Annotated in this window: 16 protein-coding genes; 13 read left to right on the top strand and 3 right to left on the bottom strand. The window is 56.3% G+C overall.

The window, feature by feature from the left end:
- The first annotated feature begins 24 nt into the window (after window positions 1-24).
- The 6 genes from msbA (at window position 25) to AC236I_RS16285 (ending at window position 6,097) form a co-directional block, all read left to right on the top strand.
- Complete coding sequence (gene msbA / locus AC236I_RS16310) at window positions 25-1,773, top strand: lipid A ABC transporter ATP-binding protein/permease MsbA (protein ID WP_004860079.1); 1,749 nt, start codon at window positions 25-27, stop codon at window positions 1,771-1,773.
- The gene (gene lpxK, locus AC236I_RS16305; protein WP_048023150.1) at window positions 1,770-2,750 is read left to right on the top strand and encodes a tetraacyldisaccharide 4'-kinase; all 981 of its coding nucleotides are present in this window, start codon (window positions 1,770-1,772) and stop codon (window positions 2,748-2,750) included. The genes msbA and lpxK overlap by 4 nt, the downstream gene beginning before the upstream one ends.
- A 55-nt stretch (window positions 2,751-2,805) precedes the next feature.
- Window positions 2,806-4,035, top strand: coding sequence for a winged helix-turn-helix domain-containing protein (locus tag AC236I_RS16300; RefSeq protein WP_004860083.1), 1,230 nt, complete (start codon window positions 2,806-2,808; stop codon window positions 4,033-4,035).
- 101 nt (window positions 4,036-4,136) lie between these two features.
- Window positions 4,137-4,319 carry a Trm112 family protein gene (locus tag AC236I_RS16295; protein WP_004860086.1) on the top strand — a complete coding sequence of 61 codons (183 nt, stop codon included), beginning with the start codon at window positions 4,137-4,139 and terminating at the stop codon, window positions 4,317-4,319.
- A complete protein-coding gene (kdsB, locus tag AC236I_RS16290; protein WP_004860088.1) occupies window positions 4,316-5,062 on the top strand; it encodes a 3-deoxy-manno-octulosonate cytidylyltransferase in 747 nt (248 codons plus the stop codon). Before AC236I_RS16295 ends, kdsB begins: the two co-directional genes overlap by 4 nt.
- A 141-nt stretch (window positions 5,063-5,203) precedes the next feature.
- Entirely contained in the window at window positions 5,204-6,097 is an 894-nt protein-coding gene (locus tag AC236I_RS16285; protein WP_015584791.1) for a YcbJ family phosphotransferase, read from the top strand.
- Here the strand turns inward: AC236I_RS16285 and elyC are convergent.
- On the bottom strand, window positions 6,074-6,853 hold the full coding sequence (elyC, locus tag AC236I_RS16280) for an envelope biogenesis factor ElyC (RefSeq protein ID WP_004860091.1): 780 nt from the start codon (window positions 6,851-6,853) through the stop codon (window positions 6,074-6,076). The genes AC236I_RS16285 and elyC overlap by 24 nt on opposite strands.
- A gap of 121 nt (window positions 6,854-6,974) precedes the next feature.
- Here elyC and cmoM point away from each other — a divergent pair, with 121 nt between their 5' ends.
- The 7 genes from cmoM (at window position 6,975) to AC236I_RS16245 (ending at window position 17,581) form a co-directional block, all read left to right on the top strand.
- Window positions 6,975-7,754 carry a tRNA uridine 5-oxyacetic acid(34) methyltransferase CmoM gene (cmoM, locus tag AC236I_RS16275; RefSeq protein ID WP_213894660.1) on the top strand — a complete coding sequence of 260 codons (780 nt, stop codon included), beginning with the start codon at window positions 6,975-6,977 and terminating at the stop codon, window positions 7,752-7,754.
- 3 nt (window positions 7,755-7,757) lie between these two features.
- Window positions 7,758-9,080 (top strand): chromosome partition protein MukF, encoded by a 1,323-nt coding sequence (gene mukF / locus AC236I_RS16270; protein WP_004860096.1) that lies wholly within the window; start codon window positions 7,758-7,760, stop codon window positions 9,078-9,080.
- On the top strand, window positions 9,061-9,765 hold the full coding sequence (gene mukE / locus AC236I_RS16265; protein WP_004860098.1) for a chromosome partition protein MukE: 705 nt from the start codon (window positions 9,061-9,063) through the stop codon (window positions 9,763-9,765). Before mukF ends, mukE begins: the two co-directional genes overlap by 20 nt.
- Window positions 9,765-14,213, top strand: coding sequence for a chromosome partition protein MukB (gene mukB, locus AC236I_RS16260; RefSeq protein ID WP_004860100.1), 4,449 nt, complete (start codon window positions 9,765-9,767; stop codon window positions 14,211-14,213). Before mukE ends, mukB begins: the two co-directional genes overlap by 1 nt.
- 184 nt (window positions 14,214-14,397) lie before the next feature.
- The gene (ldtD, locus tag AC236I_RS16255) at window positions 14,398-16,188 is read left to right on the top strand and encodes a L,D-transpeptidase (RefSeq protein ID WP_044349110.1); all 1,791 of its coding nucleotides are present in this window, start codon (window positions 14,398-14,400) and stop codon (window positions 16,186-16,188) included.
- Window positions 16,189-16,368: 180 nt separating this feature from the next.
- The gene (gene mepK / locus AC236I_RS16250; protein ID WP_015584788.1) at window positions 16,369-16,920 is read left to right on the top strand and encodes a peptidoglycan L,D-endopeptidase MepK; all 552 of its coding nucleotides are present in this window, start codon (window positions 16,369-16,371) and stop codon (window positions 16,918-16,920) included.
- A 13-nt stretch (window positions 16,921-16,933) separates the two neighbouring features.
- Complete coding sequence (locus tag AC236I_RS16245; RefSeq protein WP_015584787.1) at window positions 16,934-17,581, top strand: MBL fold metallo-hydrolase; 648 nt, start codon at window positions 16,934-16,936, stop codon at window positions 17,579-17,581.
- Between the two features lie 65 nt (window positions 17,582-17,646).
- Here AC236I_RS16245 and aspC read toward each other — a convergent pair whose 3' ends face one another.
- Window positions 17,647-18,837: an aspartate transaminase gene (gene aspC / locus AC236I_RS16240; protein ID WP_004860107.1), complete on the bottom strand. Its 1,191-nt coding sequence runs from the start codon at window positions 18,835-18,837 to the stop codon at window positions 17,647-17,649.
- A 183-nt stretch (window positions 18,838-19,020) separates the two neighbouring features.
- Window positions 19,021-20,103, bottom strand: a complete 1,083-nt coding sequence (locus tag AC236I_RS16235; RefSeq protein ID WP_004860110.1) for a porin — start codon at window positions 20,101-20,103, stop codon at window positions 19,021-19,023.
- Window positions 20,104-20,464 lie beyond the last annotated feature (361 nt).

The raw sequence follows: 20,464 nt of genomic DNA, 5'->3' as shown, positions 1-20,464 counted from the left end.
TTTCAACATAAGCTGGTTTATTGAATGCAGAATGATAAAGATCTCTCCACGTGGCAGACCTTCCGCCGCCTCTGGCCGCTTATTGCGCCATTTAAAACCGGACTGATCGTCGCGGCAGTTGCGTTAGTCTTTAACGCCGCTAGTGATACCTTCATGCTATCGCTTCTTAAACCGTTACTGGATGATGGTTTTGGTAAAACGGATCGCTCAGTGCTGCTATGGATGCCGCTGGTCGTGATTGGGTTGATGTTACTGCGTGGCGTCACCAGCTATATTTCGAGCTACTGTATCTCGTGGGTTTCAGGCAAAGTCGTCATGACAATGCGCCGCCGTCTGTTCAGCCATATGATGGGGATGCCCGTCTCCTTCTTTGATAAACAGTCTACGGGTACCTTGCTGTCACGCATTACCTATGATTCCGAACAGGTGGCGTCATCCTCTTCCAGCGCCTTGATTACCGTCGTGCGCGAAGGCGCCTCGATCATCGGTCTGTTTGTGATGATGTTCTATTACAGCTGGCAGCTGTCGCTGATTCTGATCGTCCTGGCCCCCATCGTCTCGATGGCGATTCGCGTGGTATCGAAGCGTTTTCGTAATATCAGCAAGAATATGCAAAACACCATGGGGCAGGTGACCACCAGCGCAGAGCAGATGCTGAAAGGGCATAAAGAAGTGCTGATGTTTGGCGGTCAGGCGGTAGAAACCAAACGTTTTGATAAGGTCAGCAACAAAATGCGCTTGCAGGGGATGAAAATGGTCTCTGCGTCGTCTATTTCTGACCCGGTTATTCAGCTGATTGCGTCACTGGCGCTGGCATTTGTTCTCTATGCCGCCAGCTTCCCGAGCGTCATGGAAACGTTAACTGCCGGTACCATCACCGTCGTCTTCTCCTCGATGATCGCGTTGATGCGCCCGCTGAAGTCGCTGACTAACGTCAATGCTCAGTTCCAGCGCGGGATGGCCGCCTGCCAGACGCTGTTTGCGATTCTTGATTCCGAACAGGAAAAAGACGAAGGCAAGCTGGTTATCGAGCGGGCGAAGGGCAACCTGGAATTCAAAGACGTCACCTTTACCTATCCGGGCCGTGAAACGCCGGCGCTGCGAAATATCAACCTCAACATCCAGGAAGGTAAAACGGTCGCCCTGGTCGGGCGTTCGGGGTCGGGTAAATCGACCATCGCCAGCCTGATTACGCGCTTTTACGATATCGATAACGGCCAGATTTTGCTGGATGGCCACGATCTGCGTGAATACACTCTGGCATCCCTGCGCGATCAGGTGGCGCTGGTGTCGCAAAACGTTCATCTGTTCAACGATACCGTGGCCAACAACATTGCCTATGCGCGCACGGAAGAGTACAGCCGTGAGCAGATCGAAGAAGCGGCGCGTATGGCCTACGCGATGGACTTTATCAGCAAAATGGATAATGGCCTCGATACCGTTATCGGTGAGAACGGCGTACTGCTCTCCGGCGGTCAGCGTCAGCGTATTGCCATCGCGCGTGCGCTGCTGCGTAACAGCCCGATTCTGATTCTGGACGAAGCGACATCGGCGCTGGATACCGAGTCTGAACGCGCGATCCAGGCCGCCCTCGACGAACTGCAGAAAAACCGCACTTCGCTGGTGATTGCCCACCGTCTTTCCACCATCGAACAAGCCGATGAAATTGTGGTGGTGGAAGATGGCCGCATTGTCGAGCGCGGTAGCCATGCCGATCTGCTGGAACACCGCGGCGTGTACGCCCAGCTACATAAGATGCAGTTTGGCCAATGATTGCGCGTATCTGGTCCGGTGAGTCGCCCGTATGGCGACTCTTGCTGCCGCTCTCCTGGCTCTATGGCCTGGTGAGTGGGCTGATCCGCCTCAGCTATCGGCTGGGGCTGAAGAAAGCCTGGCGAGCGCCGGTTCCGGTGGCGGTGGTGGGGAATCTCACCGCCGGAGGCAACGGCAAAACGCCGGTGGTCATCTGGCTGGTGGAACAGCTCCAGCAGCGCGGTATCCGCGTTGGCGTCGTTTCCCGCGGTTATGGCGGGAAAGCGGCGAGCTATCCGTTACTGCTCAGCAATGACACCAGTACCGCGGAAGCCGGCGATGAACCGGTACTCATTTTTCAACGCACCGGCGCGCCGGTTGCGGTCTCGCCAGCGCGTCGTGAGGCGGTGCAGGCGCTGCTTCATGCACATGATTTGCAGCTCATTATCACCGATGATGGCCTGCAGCACTACAAGCTGGCGCGGGACAAAGAAATTGTGGTAATTGATGGCGAGCGCCGTTTTGGCAATGGCTGGTGGCTACCGGCCGGGCCGATGCGTGAACGCGCGTCACGTTTACGCAGCGTCGACGCCATCATTGTTAACGGCGGCATCGCGCAGGCGGGGGAAATTCCCATGCAGCTGCGACCCGGACTGGCGGTAAATTTACGCAGCGGCGAACGGCGTGACGTGGCTTCTTTCGATAATGTCGTTGCCATGGCCGGGATCGGTCATCCGCCGCGCTTTTTCGCCACGCTGGAAAGCTGCGGCGTCCTGCCGGTAAAAACCGTCGCGCTTGCCGATCACCAGGCATTGACTCAGACGAGCGTTTCCGCCCTTGTGAATCCACAGCAAACGCTGCTGATGACCGAGAAAGATGCGGTGAAATGTCGTGGGTTTGCCGAAGCAAACTGGTGGTATTTACCTGTCGACGCCATAATGACGGATGAACGCGCACAGCAGCTGCTGACGGAACTGGTGACGCTGGCGCAACGTTAGTTCTGCCACGTTCGCTTCAATAACGCTGTGCCGGAGTCCTTTACGGAGAACCTGCATGTCGGTACTACAACTGTCGCTTAAAGAAGCCCGTCATCTCCATCTTGCGGCGCAGGGATTGCTGAAGAAGCCCCGGCGACGTGCCCGCGCCAGCGATATTCTGTCAACTATTCAGCAGATGTCATTGCTGCAAATCGATACCATCAACGTCGTTGCCCGCAGCCCTTATCTTGTGCTATTTAGCCGTCTTGGCAGCTATCCGCAAAGCTGGCTGGAGGACGCCCTGCGCAGCGGGGAGCTGATGGAATACTGGGCTCATGAAGCCTGTTTCCTGCCCCGTAGCGACTTTGCTCTGGTGCGCCACCGTATGCTGACGCCCGATAATATGGGCTGGAAGTATCACAAGGCGTGGATGACGGAACATGCTGACGATATTCGGCTGCTGCTGGAGCATATCGCGCAGAATGGTCCGGTTCGTTCGGCCGACTTTGAACATCCGCGCAAAGGCGCCAGCGGCTGGTGGGAGTGGAAACCGCACAAGCGCCATCTGGAAGGCCTGTTTACCGCAGGTAAAGTGATGGTGGTGGAGCGGCGTAACTTCCAGCGGGTGTACGACCTGACGCATCGCGTCATGCCGCACTGGGACGATGAGCGCGATGCGCTGACGCAGCCGCAGGCGGAGGCGTTAATGCTGCGCAACAGTGCCCGGAGCCTCGGCATTTTTCGCCCCCAGTGGCTGGCTGATTACTATCGTCTCCGCCAGCCCGCTTTGCCGACGCTGCTGGCGAGCTGGCAGGAGGAGGGCACGGTGGTTCCGGTGAAGGTCGAGGAACTGGGCGACATGTGGCTCCACCACGAAGCGCTCGGGCAGCTGGAATCGGCGCCCGGCGGTAAACTCGCCGCCAGCCATAGCGCGGTACTCTCGCCATTTGACCCGGTAGTCTGGGACCGTAAACGCGCTGAGCAACTCTTCAATTTCAGCTATCGCCTCGAATGCTACACGCCGGCGCCGAAGCGTCAGTATGGCTACTTTGTTCTGCCGCTGCTGCACCAGGGAAAACTGGTGGGCAGAATGGACAGCAAGGTGCATCGGAAAAACGGGGTTCTGGAGGTTTTTTCGCTGTGGCTGGAAGAGGGGATCAGAGTCACCTCGGGGCTGGAGAAAGGGTTGCTCCGGGCGATTGAAGAGTTTGCCATCTGGCAGTCGGCTCAACGTATCACCTGCGGTCGTCTGCCGCCGGGGCTTTTCTCCGACCGTCAGCAGGGCTGGGAGATTTCCCCGGCCTGAACAAGAGCACACCCCGCTCAGCCTTTGCCGCAAACGGATCCCTGAGTTTGCCATCATGTGATATGCTGCTGCGGAATCTATTCGGTCCATCAGGAGGAATCATGGATCACCGTTTACTAGAAATCATCGCCTGTCCTGTCTGCAACGGCAAACTGTACTACAGCCAGGATAAGCAAGAGCTGATCTGCAAAATTGACAGCCTGGCCTTTCCTTTCCGTGAAGGCATTCCCGTCTTGCTGGAAACCGAAGCCCGCGCATTAGCCGTGGGAGAGAGCCATTCATGAGTTTCGTGGTCATCATTCCTGCACGTTTTGCCTCCACGCGTCTGCCGGGCAAGCCCCTACAGGATATCAACGGTAAGCCGATGATCGTTCATGTTCTCGAGCGCGCGCGCGAATCCGGGGCCGATCGCATTATCGTCGCGACGGATCATGACGATGTTGCGCGTGCGGTCGAAGCTGCCGGCGGCGAAGTGTGCATGACGCGTGCGGACCATCAATCCGGCACCGAGCGTCTGGCCGAAGTTGTTGAAAAGTGTGGCTTCAGTGATGACACGATCATCGTCAATATCCAGGGCGATGAGCCGATGATCCCGCCGGCGATCGTCCGCCAGGTGGCGGACAATCTGGCGGCCAATGCCTGCGGTATGGCCACGCTCGCCGTTCCGATTCACGACGCTGAGGAAGCATTTAATCCGAATGCCGTGAAAGTGGTGATGGATGCGCAGGGCTATGCGCTCTACTTCTCCCGCGCCACTATTCCATGGGATCGCGATCGCTTTGCGCAATCACGCGAAACTATCGGCGATACGCTGCTACGTCATATCGGTATTTACGGTTATCGTGCCGGCTTTATCCGTCGCTACGTCAGCTGGTCGCCGAGCCCGCTGGAACAGATCGAAATGCTGGAGCAGCTGCGGGTGCTGTGGTATGGCGAAAAAATCCATGTCGCGGTGGCCGAAGTTGTGCCTGGAACCGGTGTCGATACACCGGAAGATCTGGAGCGCGTGCGCGCAGAGCTGCGTTAATCCGTTCATCCCCTCCGTCGTGAGGGGATATCTTCACGCTATTTTTCCATACTTTTTCCCTCAATTTTTGATCTCACCTGATGACATCCCTGCGGCTGGCGCTCATTATAAAACCAGTAGTATTCACAGGGGTAATCAGAGATGGAACAGCTGCGAACCGAACTTAGCCACCTGCTGGGAGAGAAACTGAGCCGCGTGGAGTGTATCAGCGAGAAACCCTCCTCGGCACTGTGGTCGCTTTATGACGCGCAGGGAAACCCGCTGCCGCTGTTGGCGAGAAGTTTTACCACGCCAGGGATTGCCCGCCAGCTGGCGTGGAAAATCTCAATGCTGGCGCGCAGCGGTACCGTGCGCATGCCGGTGGTCTATGGGGTGTTGACGCATGAAGAACATCCTGGCCCGGACGTGTTGCTGATTGAGCGGCTGCGCGGAGTCTCTGCGGAAGCGCCGGCCCGTACGCCGGCGCGCTGGGAACAGCTGCAGGAGCAGATCGTGGAAGCTCTTCTGGCATGGCACCGGCACGATAGCGGCGGCTGCGTCGGCATGGTGGACAGCACCCAGGAAAACCTGTGGCCGCACTGGTATCGCCAGCGGGTTGAGATGCTGTGGAGTACCCTTAATTTGTATCAGGATACCGGCCTGACGATGCAGGATAAACGAATTCTGTTCCGCGCCCGCGCGTGCCTTCCGGATTTATTGAAAGATTTTAATGATAACTGCGTGCTGGTACACGGCAGCTTCACGCTGCGCAGCATGCTGAAGGATGCGCGTAGCGATCAGCTGCTGGCGATGGTCGGGCCTGGGATGATGTTGTGGGCGCCGCGAGAATATGAACTGTTTCGCCTGTCCGACGGAGGACAGGCGGAGCAACTGCTGTGGCACTATTTGCGCCGTGCGCCGGTGGCCGAATCTTTCCTGTGGCGACGCTGGCTCTATCTGCTGTGGGATGAGGTGGATAATCTGGTCAATACCGGGCGTTTTGACCGCGCCCGGTTTGACCTGGCCGCTAAATCAATTCTCCCCTGGCTCGCCTGAGGCGCCTTTTAACCATTGCCAGATGCGCCCCAGCGTTTCGTAGCCGACGCGATCGCTGTGCATCAGCCAGACGGGGGAAGGGATCGCCTGTTCCCACGGATTGAGCGGTGACGCGATCGCCAGCTGATTGGCGGGTGCCGGCAGCGGGTTTAGCCCGACATGCTGGAAGAAAATCATCGCCCGGGGTAAATGCGATGCGGAAGTCACCAGCAGGAACGGCGCATCGCCGATGGCCTGTTTCACCGCTTCGGCTTCTTCTTCGGTATCTTTGGGTTTATCCAGAACGATAATTTCGCTGCGCGGTATCCCCAGACTCTCCGCAACTCTGGCGCCGGCTTCTGCCGTGCTGACGGGATTTGTTTTCGCCGCTGCGCCGGTAAAGATGAGTTTTGCGCCCGGGTTCTCATACCACAGGCGGATTCCCTCCGTCAGCCGCGGCAGGCTGTTGTTGATGAGATTTGAACTGGGCGCCCAGTCCGGATTCCAGGTGTAGCCCCCGCCAAGTACGACGACGTACTGCACGCGCCCGGCATCCCGCCACGTCGGGTATTTATCCTCGATTGGTTTGAGCAAACTATCGGCTACCGGTTGCAGGCTCAACAATAGCAACAGCAGCCAGCCGAGGCTGACGCAGAGCTTGCCAGTGCGCTGGAAACGGCTAAACCACAGTAACGCGATTCCGACCGCCATCAGCAGCAGCAGCAGGGGAAGCGGCAGCATCATGCCACCTAAATACTTTTTCAGTGTAAAAAGCATGCCAGATGGGTCCTTTTTTAACCATATAACCAAAGTTATGTCCGGATCTTATAACAGATCGCTTCATTCTCAGCGTGGGTATGACAAAATAGCGGCTTTGTGTTGGCAGGTGGAACCGTCCGTGAAAGATCGTAATTTCGATGACATGGCTGAAAAGTTTTCGCGCAATATTTACGGCACCACCAAGGGCGAACTGCGTCAGGCCATTCTGTGGCAGGATCTGCAACCGCTGTTAAGCCAGCTGGGGCCAGGGCCGCTTCGGATTCTTGACGCCGGCGGTGGCGAAGGGCAAACGGCGGTAAAAGTCGCGGAAATGGGCCACCATGTGACGTTATGCGATCTTTCGGCTGAAATGGTCGCGCGCGCCCGGCAGGCTGCTGCCGATAAAGGTGTGATCGACAACATGCATTTTGTACAATGCGCCGCTCAGGATATTGCGCAGCATTTGGAAAGCCCGGTCGATCTGATACTGTTTCATGCGGTGCTGGAGTGGGTGGCCGAGCCGCAGGAGATGCTGCGAACGCTGTGGTCGGTTTTACGGCCCGGCGGTGCGTTATCGTTAATGTTCTACAATGCTAACGGTCTGTTGATGCATAACATGGTCGTCGGGAACTTCGACTACGTACAACTCGGCATGCCGAAAAAGAAAAAACGCACGCTGTCGCCGGACTATCCGCGTTCCCCGCAGCAGGTTTATGGCTGGCTGGAAGAGCAGGGCTGGCACATTACCGGTAAAACCGGCGTGCGGGTGTTTCATGATTATCTGCGTGAAAAACGCAAACAGCGCGACAATTTTGCGGCGCTGCTGGAGCTGGAGACGCGCTACTGTCGCCAGGAGCCGTATATCAGCCTGGGTCGCTACATTCATGTCACAGCGCTTAAGCCGCAGATGCAAGGATAAACTATGAGTGAATTTTCCCAGACAGTCCCCGAACTGGTTGCCTGGGCCAGAAAAAATGATTTTTCTATTTCGCTGCCGGTAGACAGACTCTCGTTTCTGCTGGCGGTTGCTACGCTGAACGGCGAGCGGCTCGAAGGGGAAATGACCGAGGGAGAACTGGTGGATGCGTTCCGCCACGTCAGTGATGCGTTTGAGCAGACCAGCGAAACCATCAGCCAGCGCGCCAATAATGCGATCAACGATATGGTGCGCCAACGTCTGCTGAACCGCTTTACCAGCGAAATCACGGAAGGCAATGCAATTTATCGCCTGACGCCGTTGGGCATCGGGATTACCGACTACTATATTCGCCAACGCGAATTTTCCACTCTGCGTCTGTCGATGCAGCTGTCGATCGTCGCCGGTGAGCTCAAGCGCGCAGCCGACTCGGCAGAAGAGGGCGGCGATGAGTTTCACTGGCATCGCAACGTCTTTGCGCCGCTGAAATATTCGGTTGCTGAGATTTTCGACAGTATCGATCTGACGCAGCGCATCATGGATGAACAGCAGCAGCTGGTCAAAGATGATATCGCTCAGCTGTTAAACAAAGACTGGCGCGCGGCGATCTCCAGCTGTGAGCTGCTGCTGTCAGAAACGTCCGGCACCCTGCGCGAGTTGCAGGATACGCTGGATGCCGCAGGCGATAAGCTGCAGGCTAACCTGCTGAGAATTCAGGATGCGACAATTTCACGCGACGACCTGCATTTTGTCGACCGCTTAGTCTTCGATCTGCAAAGTAAACTGGACCGTATCGTCAGCTGGGGCCAGCAGGCGATTGACCTGTGGATCGGCTACGATCGCCACGTGCACAAATTTATCCGTACCGCTATCGATATGGATAAAAACCGCGTCTTCGCCCAGCGTCTGCGTCAGTCGATCCAGACCTACTTTGACGCCCCGTGGGCGTTGACTCACGCCAGCGCCGATCGTCTGCTGGATATGCGCGATGAAGAGATGGCGCTGCGTGACGAAGAGGTTACCGGGGAGCTCCCGGCGGATCTGGAATACGAAGAGTTTAACGAAATTCGCGAGCAGCTCGCCGCGCTGATTGAAGCGCAGCTGGTGGTTTACAAAGACAAAGGCGTCCCGCTGGACCTCGGTCTGGTGGTGCGCGAATATCTGGCGCAGTATCCGCGGGCTCGCCATTTTGATGTGGCGCGAATCGTCGTCGATCAGGCGGTACGCCTGGGCGTCGCACAAGCAGATTTCACCGGACTGCCGGCAAAATGGCAGCCGATTAATGATTACGGAGCCAAGGTACAGGCGCATGTCATCGACAAATATTGAACAAGTGATGCCAGTTAAACTGGCGCTGGCGTTGGGCAATCCGTTATTTCCGGCGCTGGATAGCGCCCTGCGAGCAGGCCGTCATATCGGCCTGGACGAACTGGATAATCACGCTTTTTTGATGGATTTCCAGGATTACCTGGAAGAGTTTTACGCTCGTTATAACGTTGAGCTGATTCGCGCGCCGGAAGGGTTTTTCTATCTGCGCCCGCGCTCCACGACGCTGATCCCGCGCTCGGTGCTCTCCGAGCTGGATATGATGGTCGGCAAAATTCTTTGCTACCTCTATCTCAGCCCGGAACGGCTGGCCAACGAAGGGATCTTTACCCAGCAGGAGCTCTACGACGAGCTTCTGACCCTGGCGGACGAGGCTAAACTGCTGAAGCTGGTGAACAACCGCTCTACCGGATCCGATCTCGACCGCCAGAAGCTACAGGAAAAAATGCGCGCGTCGCTCAACCGTCTGCGCCGCCTGGGCATGGTCTGGTTTATGGGCCATGACAGCAGCAAATTTCGCATCACCGAGTCGGTCTTCCGCTTTGGGGCTGACGTTCGCGTCGGCGACGATCCGCGTGAGGCGCAGCTGCGCATGATTCGCGACGGCGAAGCGATGGCGCTGGAAAATCATCTGCGGCTCCATGACGAGAATGAAGAGAATCAGCCGGATAGCGGGGAGGAAGAGTAATGATTGAACGCGGTAAATTTCGCTCGCTGACGCTGGTTAACTGGAACGGTTTTTTTGCCCGCACCTTTGATCTGGATGAGCTGGTCACCACCCTCTCCGGCGGCAACGGCGCCGGGAAATCGACCACCATGGCGGCTTTCGTCACGGCACTGATTCCGGACCTGACTCTGCTGCACTTCCGCAACACCACCGAAGCGGGGGCCACCAGCGGTTCGCGCGATAAAGGTCTGCACGGGAAGCTGCGGGCCGGGGTGTGTTATTCGGTACTGGACGTGGTCAACTCGCACCACCAGCGCGTGGTCGTGGGCGTGCGCCTGCAGCAGATCGCCGGTCGCGATCGTAAAGTGGATATCAAGCCGTTTGCTATCCAGGGGCTGCCGATGTCCATTCAGCCGACCCAGCTGTTGACGGAAACCCTTAACGAGCGCCAGGCGCGCGTGTTGAGCCTCAACGAGCTGAAAGATAAGCTTGAAGAGATGGAAGGGGTGCAGTTCAAGCAGTTCAACTCGATAACCGATTATCACTCGCTGATGTTCGATCTGGGCGTTGTCGCGCGTCGTCTGCGTTCGGCCTCCGACCGCAGCAAATACTATCGCCTGATTGAAGCCTCGCTGTATGGCGGGATCTCCAACACTATTACCCGCTCGCTGCGCGACTACCTGCTGCCGGAAAACAGCGGCGTACGTAAAGCATTCCAGGATATGGAAGCCGCGCTGCGCGAAAACCGCATGACGCTCGAAGCCATTCGCGTCACCCAGTCCGATCGCGACCTGTTTAAACATCTGATCAGCGAAGCGACGAACTATGTAGCGGCGGACTATATGCGTCACGCCAATGAACGTCGCGTGCATCTGGATAAAGCGCTGGAGTATCGTCGCGATCTCTTTACCTCGCGGGCGCAGCTGGCGGCAGAGCAGTATAAGCACGTCGATATGGCTCGTGAACTGCAGGAACATAACGGCGCAGAAGGCGATCTGGAAGCCGATTATCAGGCTGCCAGCGACCACCTGAATCTGGTACAAACCGCGCTGCGCCAGCAGGAAAAAATCGAGCGTTATGAAGCGGATCTCGATGAACTGCAGATTCGTCTTGAAGAGCAGAATGAAGTCGTCGCCGAAGCGACCGATTTGCAGGAAGAGAACGAAGCTCGCGCAGAGGCCGCTGAACTGGAAGTGGATGAGCTGAAAAGCCAGCTCGCCGACTACCAGCAGGCGCTGGACGTGCAGCAGACCCGCGCGATTCAGTACAACCAGGCGCTGCAGGCGCTGGAACGTGCGAAGGCGCTGTGTCATTTACCGGATTTAACGCCGGAAAGCGCCGACCAATGGTTGGAAACATTCCAGGCCAAAGAGCAAGAAGCGACGGAAAAAATGCTGTCGCTGGAACAAAAAATGAGCGTGGCGCAGACCGCCCACGGCCAGTTTGAGCAAGCTTACCAGCTGGTGGTGGCCATCAATGGCCCGCTGGCGCGTAATGAGGCCTGGGACGTAGCGCGCGAGCTGCTGCGCGATGGCGTCAACCAGCGTCACCTCGCCGAGCAGGCACAAGGGCTGCGCAGCCGTCTGACCGAGCTGGAACAACGTCTGCGCGAGCAGCAGGACGCTGAACGCCAGCTGAGCGAATTCTGCAAGCGTCAAGGAAAACGCTACGATATTGACGATCTGGAAGCGCTGCATCAGGAGCTGGAAGCGCGCATCGCCTCCTTATCCGATAGCGTCTCTTCTGCCAGCGAACAGCGCATGAACCTGCGTCAGGAGCTGGAGCAGCTGCAGTCGCGCACTCAGTCTCTGCTGCGTCGGGCGCCGATCTGGCTGGCCGCGCAAAACAGTCTCAACCAGCTCTGCGAACAGAGCGGTGAGCAGTTTGAATCAAGCCAGGATGTCACTGAATATCTCCAGCAGCTGCTGGAGCGCGAGCGCGAAGCCATCGTCGAACGCGACGAAGTGGGCGCCCGTAAACGCGCTATCGACGAAGAGATCGAACGCCTCAGCCAACCGGGAGGGTCTGAAGATCCTCGTCTTAACGCGCTGGCGGAACGTTTTGGTGGCGTACTGCTGTCGGAAATTTATGACGATGTCAGCCTTGAAGACGCCCCGTACTTCTCCGCGCTGTATGGCCCGTCGCGTCACGCGATCGTGGTACCCAATCTGGCGCAGATCGCCGAACAGCTGGAAGGGCTGGAAGATTGTCCGGAAGATCTCTATCTGATCGAGGGCGATCCGCAATCCTTCGATGACAGCGTATTCAGCGTCGATGAGCTGGAAAAAGCGGTTGTCGTTAAGGTGGCCGATCGCCAGTGGCGCTACTCGCGCTTCCCGACGCTGCCGCTGTTTGGCCGCGCCGCGCGTGAAAGCCGCATTGAGAGTCTGCATGCCGAGCGTGAGGATCTGTCAGAGCGTTTTGCGACCCTCTCATTCGACGTGCAGAAAACGCAGCGTCAGCACCAGGCCTTCAGTCGCTTTATCGGTAGCCATCTGGCCGTCGCGTTTGAAGACGATCCGGAAGAAGAGATCCGTAAGCTCAACAGCCGCCGCGGCGAGCTGGAGCGCGCGCTCAACGCGCATGAAAGCGACAACCAGCAGAACCGGGTGCAGTTTGAGCAGGCGAAAGAGGGGGTTTCCGCCCTCAACCGCCTGCTGCCGCGCCTTAACCTGCTGGCGGACGATACGCTGGCCGACCGCGTTGACGAAATCCAGGAACGGCTGGATGAGGCCCAGGAAGCGGCGCGCTTTATTCAACAGTACGGCAATCAGCTGGCAAAACTGGAGCCGATCGTTTCAGTCCTGCAGAGCGACCCGGAACAGTTTGAACAGCTGAAAGAAGACTATGCCTATGCGCAGCAGATGCAGCGCGACGCGCGTCAACAGGCGTTTGCGCTGAGCGAAGTGGTTCAGCGTCGTGCCCACTTCAGCTATTCTGATTCGGCGGAAATGCTGAACGGCAACAGCGACCTCAATGAAAAACTGCGCCAGCGCCTGGAGCAGGCGGAGGCTGAACGTAGCCGTGCCCGCGACGCGATGCGTACCCATTCTGCGCAGCTGAACCAGTACAATCAGGTGCTGGCGTCGCTGAAAAGCTCCTTTGATACCAAAAAAGAGCTGCTCAGCGATCTGTACAAAGAGCTGCAGGATATCGGCGTACGTGCCGACAGCGGCGCGGAAGAGCGTGCGCGTGCGCGCCGCGATCAGCTGCATACGCAGTTAAGCAACAACCGCTCACGCCGGAATCAGCTGGAAAAAGCGCTGACCTTCTGTGAAGCCGAAATGGACAACCTGACCCGCAGGCTGCGTAAACTTGAGCGCGACTACTGTGAAATGCGTGAGCAGGTGGTGAGCGCCAAGGCGGGCTGGTGTGCGGTTATGCGGCTGGTGAAAGATAACGGGGTCGAACGTCGTCTGCATCGCCGCGAGCTGGCCTACCTCTCCGCTGACGAACTACGCTCGATGTCGGATAAAGCGCTGGGTGCACTGCGTCTGGCCGTAGCGGATAACGAACATCTGCGCGATGTGCTGCGTGTCTCCGAGGATCCGAAACGTCCTGAACGTAAAATTCAGTTCTTTGTCGCGGTCTACCAGCATCTGCGCGAGCGTATCCGTCAGGATATTATCCGCACCGACGACCCGGTAGAAGCGATTGAACAGATGGAAATCGAGCTGAGCCGTCTGACGGAAGAGTTGACCAACCGTGAGCAGAAACTGGCCATCAGCTCCCGCAGCGTGGCCAATATTATTCGCAAAACGATTCAGCGCGAGCAGAACCGCATCCGTATGCTCAACCAGGGGCTGCAAAGCGTCTCCTTCGGCCAGGTCAACAGCGTGCGCTTGAATGTCAACGTGCGGGAAACCCACTCGACGCTGCTTGATGTGCTGTCCGAACAGCACGAGCAGCATCAGGATCTGTTTAACAGCAACCGCCTGAGCTTCTCGGAAGCGCTGGCGAAGCTGTATCAGCGCCTGAACCCGCAGATCGATATGGGACAACGTACGCCGCAGACCATCGGCGAAGAGCTGCTCGACTACCGCAACTATCTGGAGATGGAAGTGGAAGTTAACCGCGGCTCCGACGGCTGGCTGCGTGCAGAATCCGGCGCGCTGTCCACCGGGGAAGCTATCGGTACCGGGATGTCGATTCTGGTGATGGTGGTGCAGAGCTGGGAAGATGAGTCTCGTCGCCTGCGCGGCAAAGACCTGTCACCGTGCCGTCTGCTGTTCCTCGATGAAGCGGCGCGTCTCGATGCCCGCTCTATCGCCACGCTGTTCGAGCTGTGCGAGCGTCTGGAGATGCAGCTGATTATCGCGGCGCCGGAAAACATCAGCCCGGAAAAAGGCACCACCTACAAGCTAGTGCGTAAAGTGTTTAATAACCACGAACACGTCCACGTTGTCGGGCTGCGCGGTTTTGCCGCCCAGCTGCCGGAAACGCTGCCTGGAACGGCGGATGCCTCTTAGCGGTCATCGATCGATAGATAAAAGGGCGACTTGATGTCGCCCTTTTTGTTATCGGATTCGCTAAGTTAACGCTTTATAATCTTTAAACTTCTTTACATTTGGGGAGGCAAAAGCTTTTGCGCCTCTATATACTGAGAGTAAAACCCGGTTTTACGGGCGGCAATGTGACAACAGGGGGCAAGGGATGTTGCTAAAAAAACGGTATGGTCGTCAATTGTCAGCGCTGAGTTTGAGCCTGGCATTTGCATTTGCTCCACTGTTTAATGCCCAGGCCGAAGAGCCTGAAATTGTACCCACGGACAGTTCTGCGACGCTGGGAGAACTGTCGTCTGCGCTTATCCAGAGCGATGGTCAATCCGCGGCGGTGGCGAAAATGGCCGGCGAACAGCCGCTGGCTGCCGGTGCCGCAGAAAAAAGCCGCGCCGCGATAACGGCGCTGCTGCCGGCCGGCTATCAGCCCGTGTTTATGAACCCGCTGGTGTCGCTCTATGCGGCCAGAGAGATGAAGCCGATGTGGGAGAACCGCGACGCGGTTCAGGCTTTCCAGCAGCAGCTGGCTGAGGTCGCCATCGCCGGTTTTCAGCCGCAATTTACCACCTGGGTCAGCCTGCTGACCGATCCGGCGGTGAACGGCATGGCTCGCGACATCGTGCTCTCCGACGCCATGATGGGATACCTGCATTTTATCAGCGGTATTCCGGTGCAGGGGAACCGCTGGCTGTACGGAACGAAGCCGTACGCCATGGCGACCCCGCCGCTGTCGGTGATTAATCAGTGGCAGCTGGCGCTGGATAATGGCTCTCTGGTGCCGTTTATTGCCGGACTGGCGCCGAAGCATCCGCAGTATGAGGCGATGCACCGGGCGCTGCTGGCGCTGGTGGCCGACTCCCGTCCGTGGCCGCAGCTGACCAGCAACGCGTCGCTGCGTCCGGGGGAGTGGAGTAACGATATTGGCGCGCTGCGCGAAATTTTACAGCGCAACGGTATGCTCGATGATTCCGCGAAAATTGCGCTGCCGGGGGATGTCGTGAGTCCGTCTGCCGGGAAGAAGAGTAAACCCGCGGCGCGCGGCGTCTACGATCGCCAGCTTGTTGAGGGCGTTAAGCGCTTCCAGGCCTGGCAGGGGCTGGGCGCCGATGGCGTAATTGGTCAATCCACCCGCGACTGGCTCAACGTCTCAGCGGCTCAGCGTGCGGGCGTGCTGGCGTTGAACATTCAGCGCCTGCGTCTGCTGCCGGGCAAACTCTCTACCGGCATTATGGTCAATATTCCGGCCTTTTCTCTGGTCTATTACCAGGATGGCAGTCAGGTGCTGGCATCGCGAGTGATTGTGGGGCGGCCGGACCGTAAAACGCCGATGATGAGCAGCGCGCTAAACAACGTGGTGGTTAACCCGCCGTGGAACGTACCGCCGACGCTGGCGCGCAAAGATATCCTGCCGAAGGTGCGTAACGATCCGGGCTATCTTGAGCAGCATGGCTACACCGTGATGCGCGGCTGGAACAGCAAAGAGGCTATCGACCCGTATCGCGTTGACTGGTCGACGATCACTGAAAACAATCTGCCGTTCCGTTTTCAGCAGGCGCCTGGCGCGCGTAACTCATTGGGGCGCTACAAGTTTAATATGCCCAGCTCCGATGCTATCTATCTGCACGATACGCCGAACCACAATCTGTTCCAGAAAGACGTGCGGGCCTTAAGTTCCGGCTGCGTGCGGGTCAACAAAGCTTCGGAGCTGGCGAATATGCTGCTGCAGGATGCCGGCTGGAATGACACGCGGATTTCTGATGCGCTCAAGCAGGGCGATACCCGCTATGTTAATATCCGCCAGAACATCCCGGTCAATCTCTATTATCTGACCGCCTTCGTCGATGCGGATGGCCGCATGCAATATCGCACAGATATTTACAATTACGATCTCACCGCGCGATCTGGCGCACAAATTCTGGCGAAAGCAGAACAATTAATCAGGTAAATGAAGTAGTTCAACGAATTTCGTTGTCCTAACTCTCAGTGAAAACAAGCCCTGTTCCTCTACAGGGCCCGTATTTACTGGGGTTAGGCTACCTTGACGTTGGCAATAATGCCCGGTAAGGTGCCTTTCGTGCGCCAGAAGTGCATATATTCGATTCATTTACTTGTAGACCTGATTATCATGGACAAATTTGACGCTAATCGCCGCAAATTGCTGGCGTTAGGTGGGGCTGCGCTCGGTGCTGCCGCCATTCTGCCTGCGCCGGCATTTGCCACCCTCTCGACCCCCCGACCGCGTATTCTGACGTTGAATAACCTGCATACTGGTGAATCACTCAAGGCGGAGTTTTTCGATGGCAGAGGCTATATTCAGGATGAATTAGCAAGGCTTAACCATTTTTTCCGTGATTTTCGCGCGAATAAAATTAAGCCAATCGATCCGAGTTTGTTTGATCAACTCTATCGTCTGCAGGGATTACTTGGTACCAATAAACCTGTTCAGCTTATCTCCGGCTATCGTTCCCTTGATACCAATGATGAGCTCCGTGCACGAAGCCGTGGTGTGGCGAAACATAGCTATCACACCAAGGGACAGGCAATGGATTTCCACATAGAAGGCATTTCGTTAAGCAATGTTCGCAAAGCGGCGTTATCTATGGGCGCAGGTGGTGTAGGATACTATCCACGTAGCAACTTTGTGCATATTGATACCGGTCCGGTCAGGCACTGGTAACGAAAGGAGCATCATGAACTATCGTATTATTCCGGTTACCGCGTTCGCTCAGAACTGTTCTTTAATCTGGTGTGAGCAAACCCGGCTCGCTGCGCTGGTCGATCCCGGCGGTGACGCTGAGCGAATCAAACAGGAAGTCTCGGCAGCAGGCGTCAGCCTGATGCAGATTTTGCTCACCCACGGCCATCTCGATCACGTTGGTGCGGCGGCCGAACTGGCACAGCACTATGGCGTGCCGATTATCGGACCGGAAAAAGAAGATGAGTTCTGGCTGGAAGGTCTGCCGGCGCAGAGCCGGATGTTTGGTCTGGAGGATTGCCAGCCCCTGCAGCCGGACCGCTGGCTCAATGAAGGCGACGTCGTCAGCGTGGGGAATATTTCTCTGCAGGTGCTGCACTGTCCCGGGCATACGCCAGGGCACGTGGTCTTTTTTGATGAGGCTTCCCGGCTGCTGATTTCCGGCGATGTCATTTTCAAAGGTGGCGTTGGGCGCAGCGACTTCCCGCGCGGCGACCACGGTCAGCTGATTGATGCGATTAAACGTAAATTACTGCCTTTGGGTGATGATGTGACGTTTATTCCCGGTCACGGGCCGATGTCGACGCTGGGCTATGAGCGTCAGCACAACCCTTTCCTGCAGGATGAAATGCCCGTCTGGTAATACTTCCCGACGGAAAATATAAAAAAGGCCGCGCAAGCGGCCTTTATTTTTTGCCAGCGATGCTATTACAGCACGGCGACAATCGCTTCACACAGCGGCGCCATGTTGTCTGGCGTCATACCGGCGACGTTGATACGCCCGGAAGCTACGGCGTAGACCCCGAACTCTTCACGCAGACGCAGCACCTGCTCTTTGGTCAGGCCGCTGAACGAGAACATCCCGTTTTGCTTGATGATGAAAGAGAAGTCGCGGCTGGCCCCTTTTTCCTGCAGGGTATTGACGAACAGCAGACGCATACGCTGAATACGCTGGCGCATATCGGTCAGCTCTTGTTCCCAGATAGCACGCAGTGCATCGTTGCTGAGGATCGTCGCTACCACCGACGCGCCGTGCGCAGGCGGGTTGGAGTAGTTCGCACGAATCGCCGACTTCATCTGCGTGAAAGCGCGGTCAACGGTTTCGGCATCCGCCGCAACCAGCGTGCAGGCACCCACGCGTTCGTTGTACAGACCAAAGTTCTTCGAGTAGGAGCTCGCAACCAGCAGCTCTTTATGCAGCGCAACGAACGCGCGCAGACCTTCGGCATCTTCTTCCAGACCGCGGGCAAAGCCCTGGTAGGCGAAGTCGAACAGCGGCAGCCAGCCTTTCTCAACGGACAGCTGTGCCAGCTGCTGCCACTGCTCCAGCGTAGGATCGATACCGGTTGGGTTATGGCAGCAGCCATGGAACAGAACCACGTCGCCCGCCTGTGCTTCATTGAGGCTTGCCAGCATACCGTCGAAGTCGAGGGTATGGTTGGCCGCATCGTAATAGGCGTATTCGCGCACTTCCAGGCCTGCGGAATTAAATACGCTTTTGTGGTTCGGCCAGCTCGGGTTGCTTACCCAGACGCGTTTTACAGCGGTGTTCTTCGCCAGGAAGTCAGCGGCAACGCGCAGAGCGCCGGTGCCGCCAGGGGTTTGGGCGGTACGTGCGCGCTTATCGCTGATGATTGCGCTTCCTTTACCGAACAGCAGTTCCTGGGTGCAGCGACCAAATTCCGCAATACCGTCGATACCCAGATAGTTTTTTGTGGTTTCATTTTCCAGCAGATACTGTTCTGCTTTTTTAACGCTGGTCAGGACCGGGGTTTTACCCGTTTCATCTTTGTAAACACCAATCCCGAGGTTAATTTTAGTCGGGCGGTCATCGGCACGAAACAGATCGGCCAGGCCTAAAATGGGGTCGGCAGGGGCGGCAGTAATGTTCTCAAACATGACGAGGTTCCATTGTGATTACTGAGGGAATTTCGCTATCAGGGTAACGGGAGATTTACAAATTGCCAACCGTTTGCGACAAAAAGCGAGAAGGTTTTCGAAAGTTACGATCTTTATCTTAGTAATGTAGAAAAGCAGGACCGAAGTCCTGCTTTTTAGGCATATCACGAAGGGGTGTACTGATTAGAACTGGTAAACGATACCTACTGCAGCCTGGTCATCGGTGGACACTTTAGCCGTTTCGGTATAGCTGTTGTCGTCCAGCAGGTTGAATTTGTATGCTGCGTAGACGTTCATGTTCTTGTTGAAGTAGTACCAGGTACCCACTTCGATGTATTTAACCAGGTCAGCATCGCCGCCGGAGAAACCGGTACGACCCTGCAGGTTTTTACCTTTAGTCTGAACATAGCCGATGGACGGACGCAGACCGAAGTCGAACTGATACTGAGCAACGGCTTCGAAGTTCTGAGTTTTGCCAGCGAAGTAGTTCGCCTGGTTTTCCGGGGTCATGTTGTAGGTCTGAGAGTACATGACTGCTGCGTAGATGTTGTTTGCATCGTACTTAGCGGAGGTTGCCCACGCTTCAGCTTTGTCGCCGTTACCGTCAGCTTTCTGCGCGACGCTACGGTTAGAAGAGGCGTAACCAGCAGACAGCGCGATACCGTTGTCAAATGCATAGGTTGCAGAGGTGCTGACGCCGTCGCCGTTTTGTTTCTGGATAGCACGGCTGCTGTCGTTTTTACCCTGGTACTGCAGCGCGAAGCTCAGACCGTCAACCAGACCGAAGAAGTCAGAGTTACGGTAGGTTGCTACGCCGTTGGTACGGCCGGTCATGAAGTTGTCGGTGTAGTTCCAACCGTCGCCGCCCCACTCAACCAGCATATCGGTTGCGGATTCAACGTCGTAGATAGCACCGTAGTTACGGCCGTAGTCGAATGAACCGTATTCACCCGCTTTCAGACCCGCGAAGGCCAGACGAGTTTTGGTACCCTGGGAACCTTCAACGTTGGACGCATCCATGTTGTATTCCCACTGGCCGTAACCGGTCAGCTGATCGTTGATCTGGGTTTCGCCTTTCAGGCCGATACGTGCATAGGTGGTGTCGCTGCTGTTGGTGTCACCATTGGTGGTCCAGACGTGCTCACCAACCATTTTCCCGTAGAAGTCCAGTTTGTTGCCGTTTTTGTTATAGATTTCTGCAGCGTTAGCTGCGCCGGCTACCAGCAGGGCAGGGATTACCACTGCCAGAATATTGCGCTTCATCATTATTTATTACCCTCATTAATATTTTTATATGAACACTTGCCACTGCCGCCAATAAATTCCGTCAATAAAAATTTACAGAACTATTGATGATAGTTTGGTGTCTGAAGGCATCTTTCCATCCGCGCCAGCGTTTCGCTAGCCGGAAAATGCTACCAATGTCGCATATGAGTAACAAGACGAAAGAGTGTGTAACTAAATGTGTATTTTTTGGAACTTTGTGAACTCAATCAAAATTCCGTTCCACTTTGCTCGCAAAACAGACAGACTATATATATCTATATGAATTAATTATGATTAATTTAGATAAAGGCCCGTTTGTGCATTTTATGTCTGCATTTCGCTTTTTTTTCGCTCAGCATTT

The sequence above is a fragment of the Klebsiella sp. Sb-30 genome, assembly GCF_057652795.1.
The sequence above is the reverse complement of the archived record's forward strand: the minus strand, read 5'-3'. Positions and strand labels throughout refer to the sequence as shown.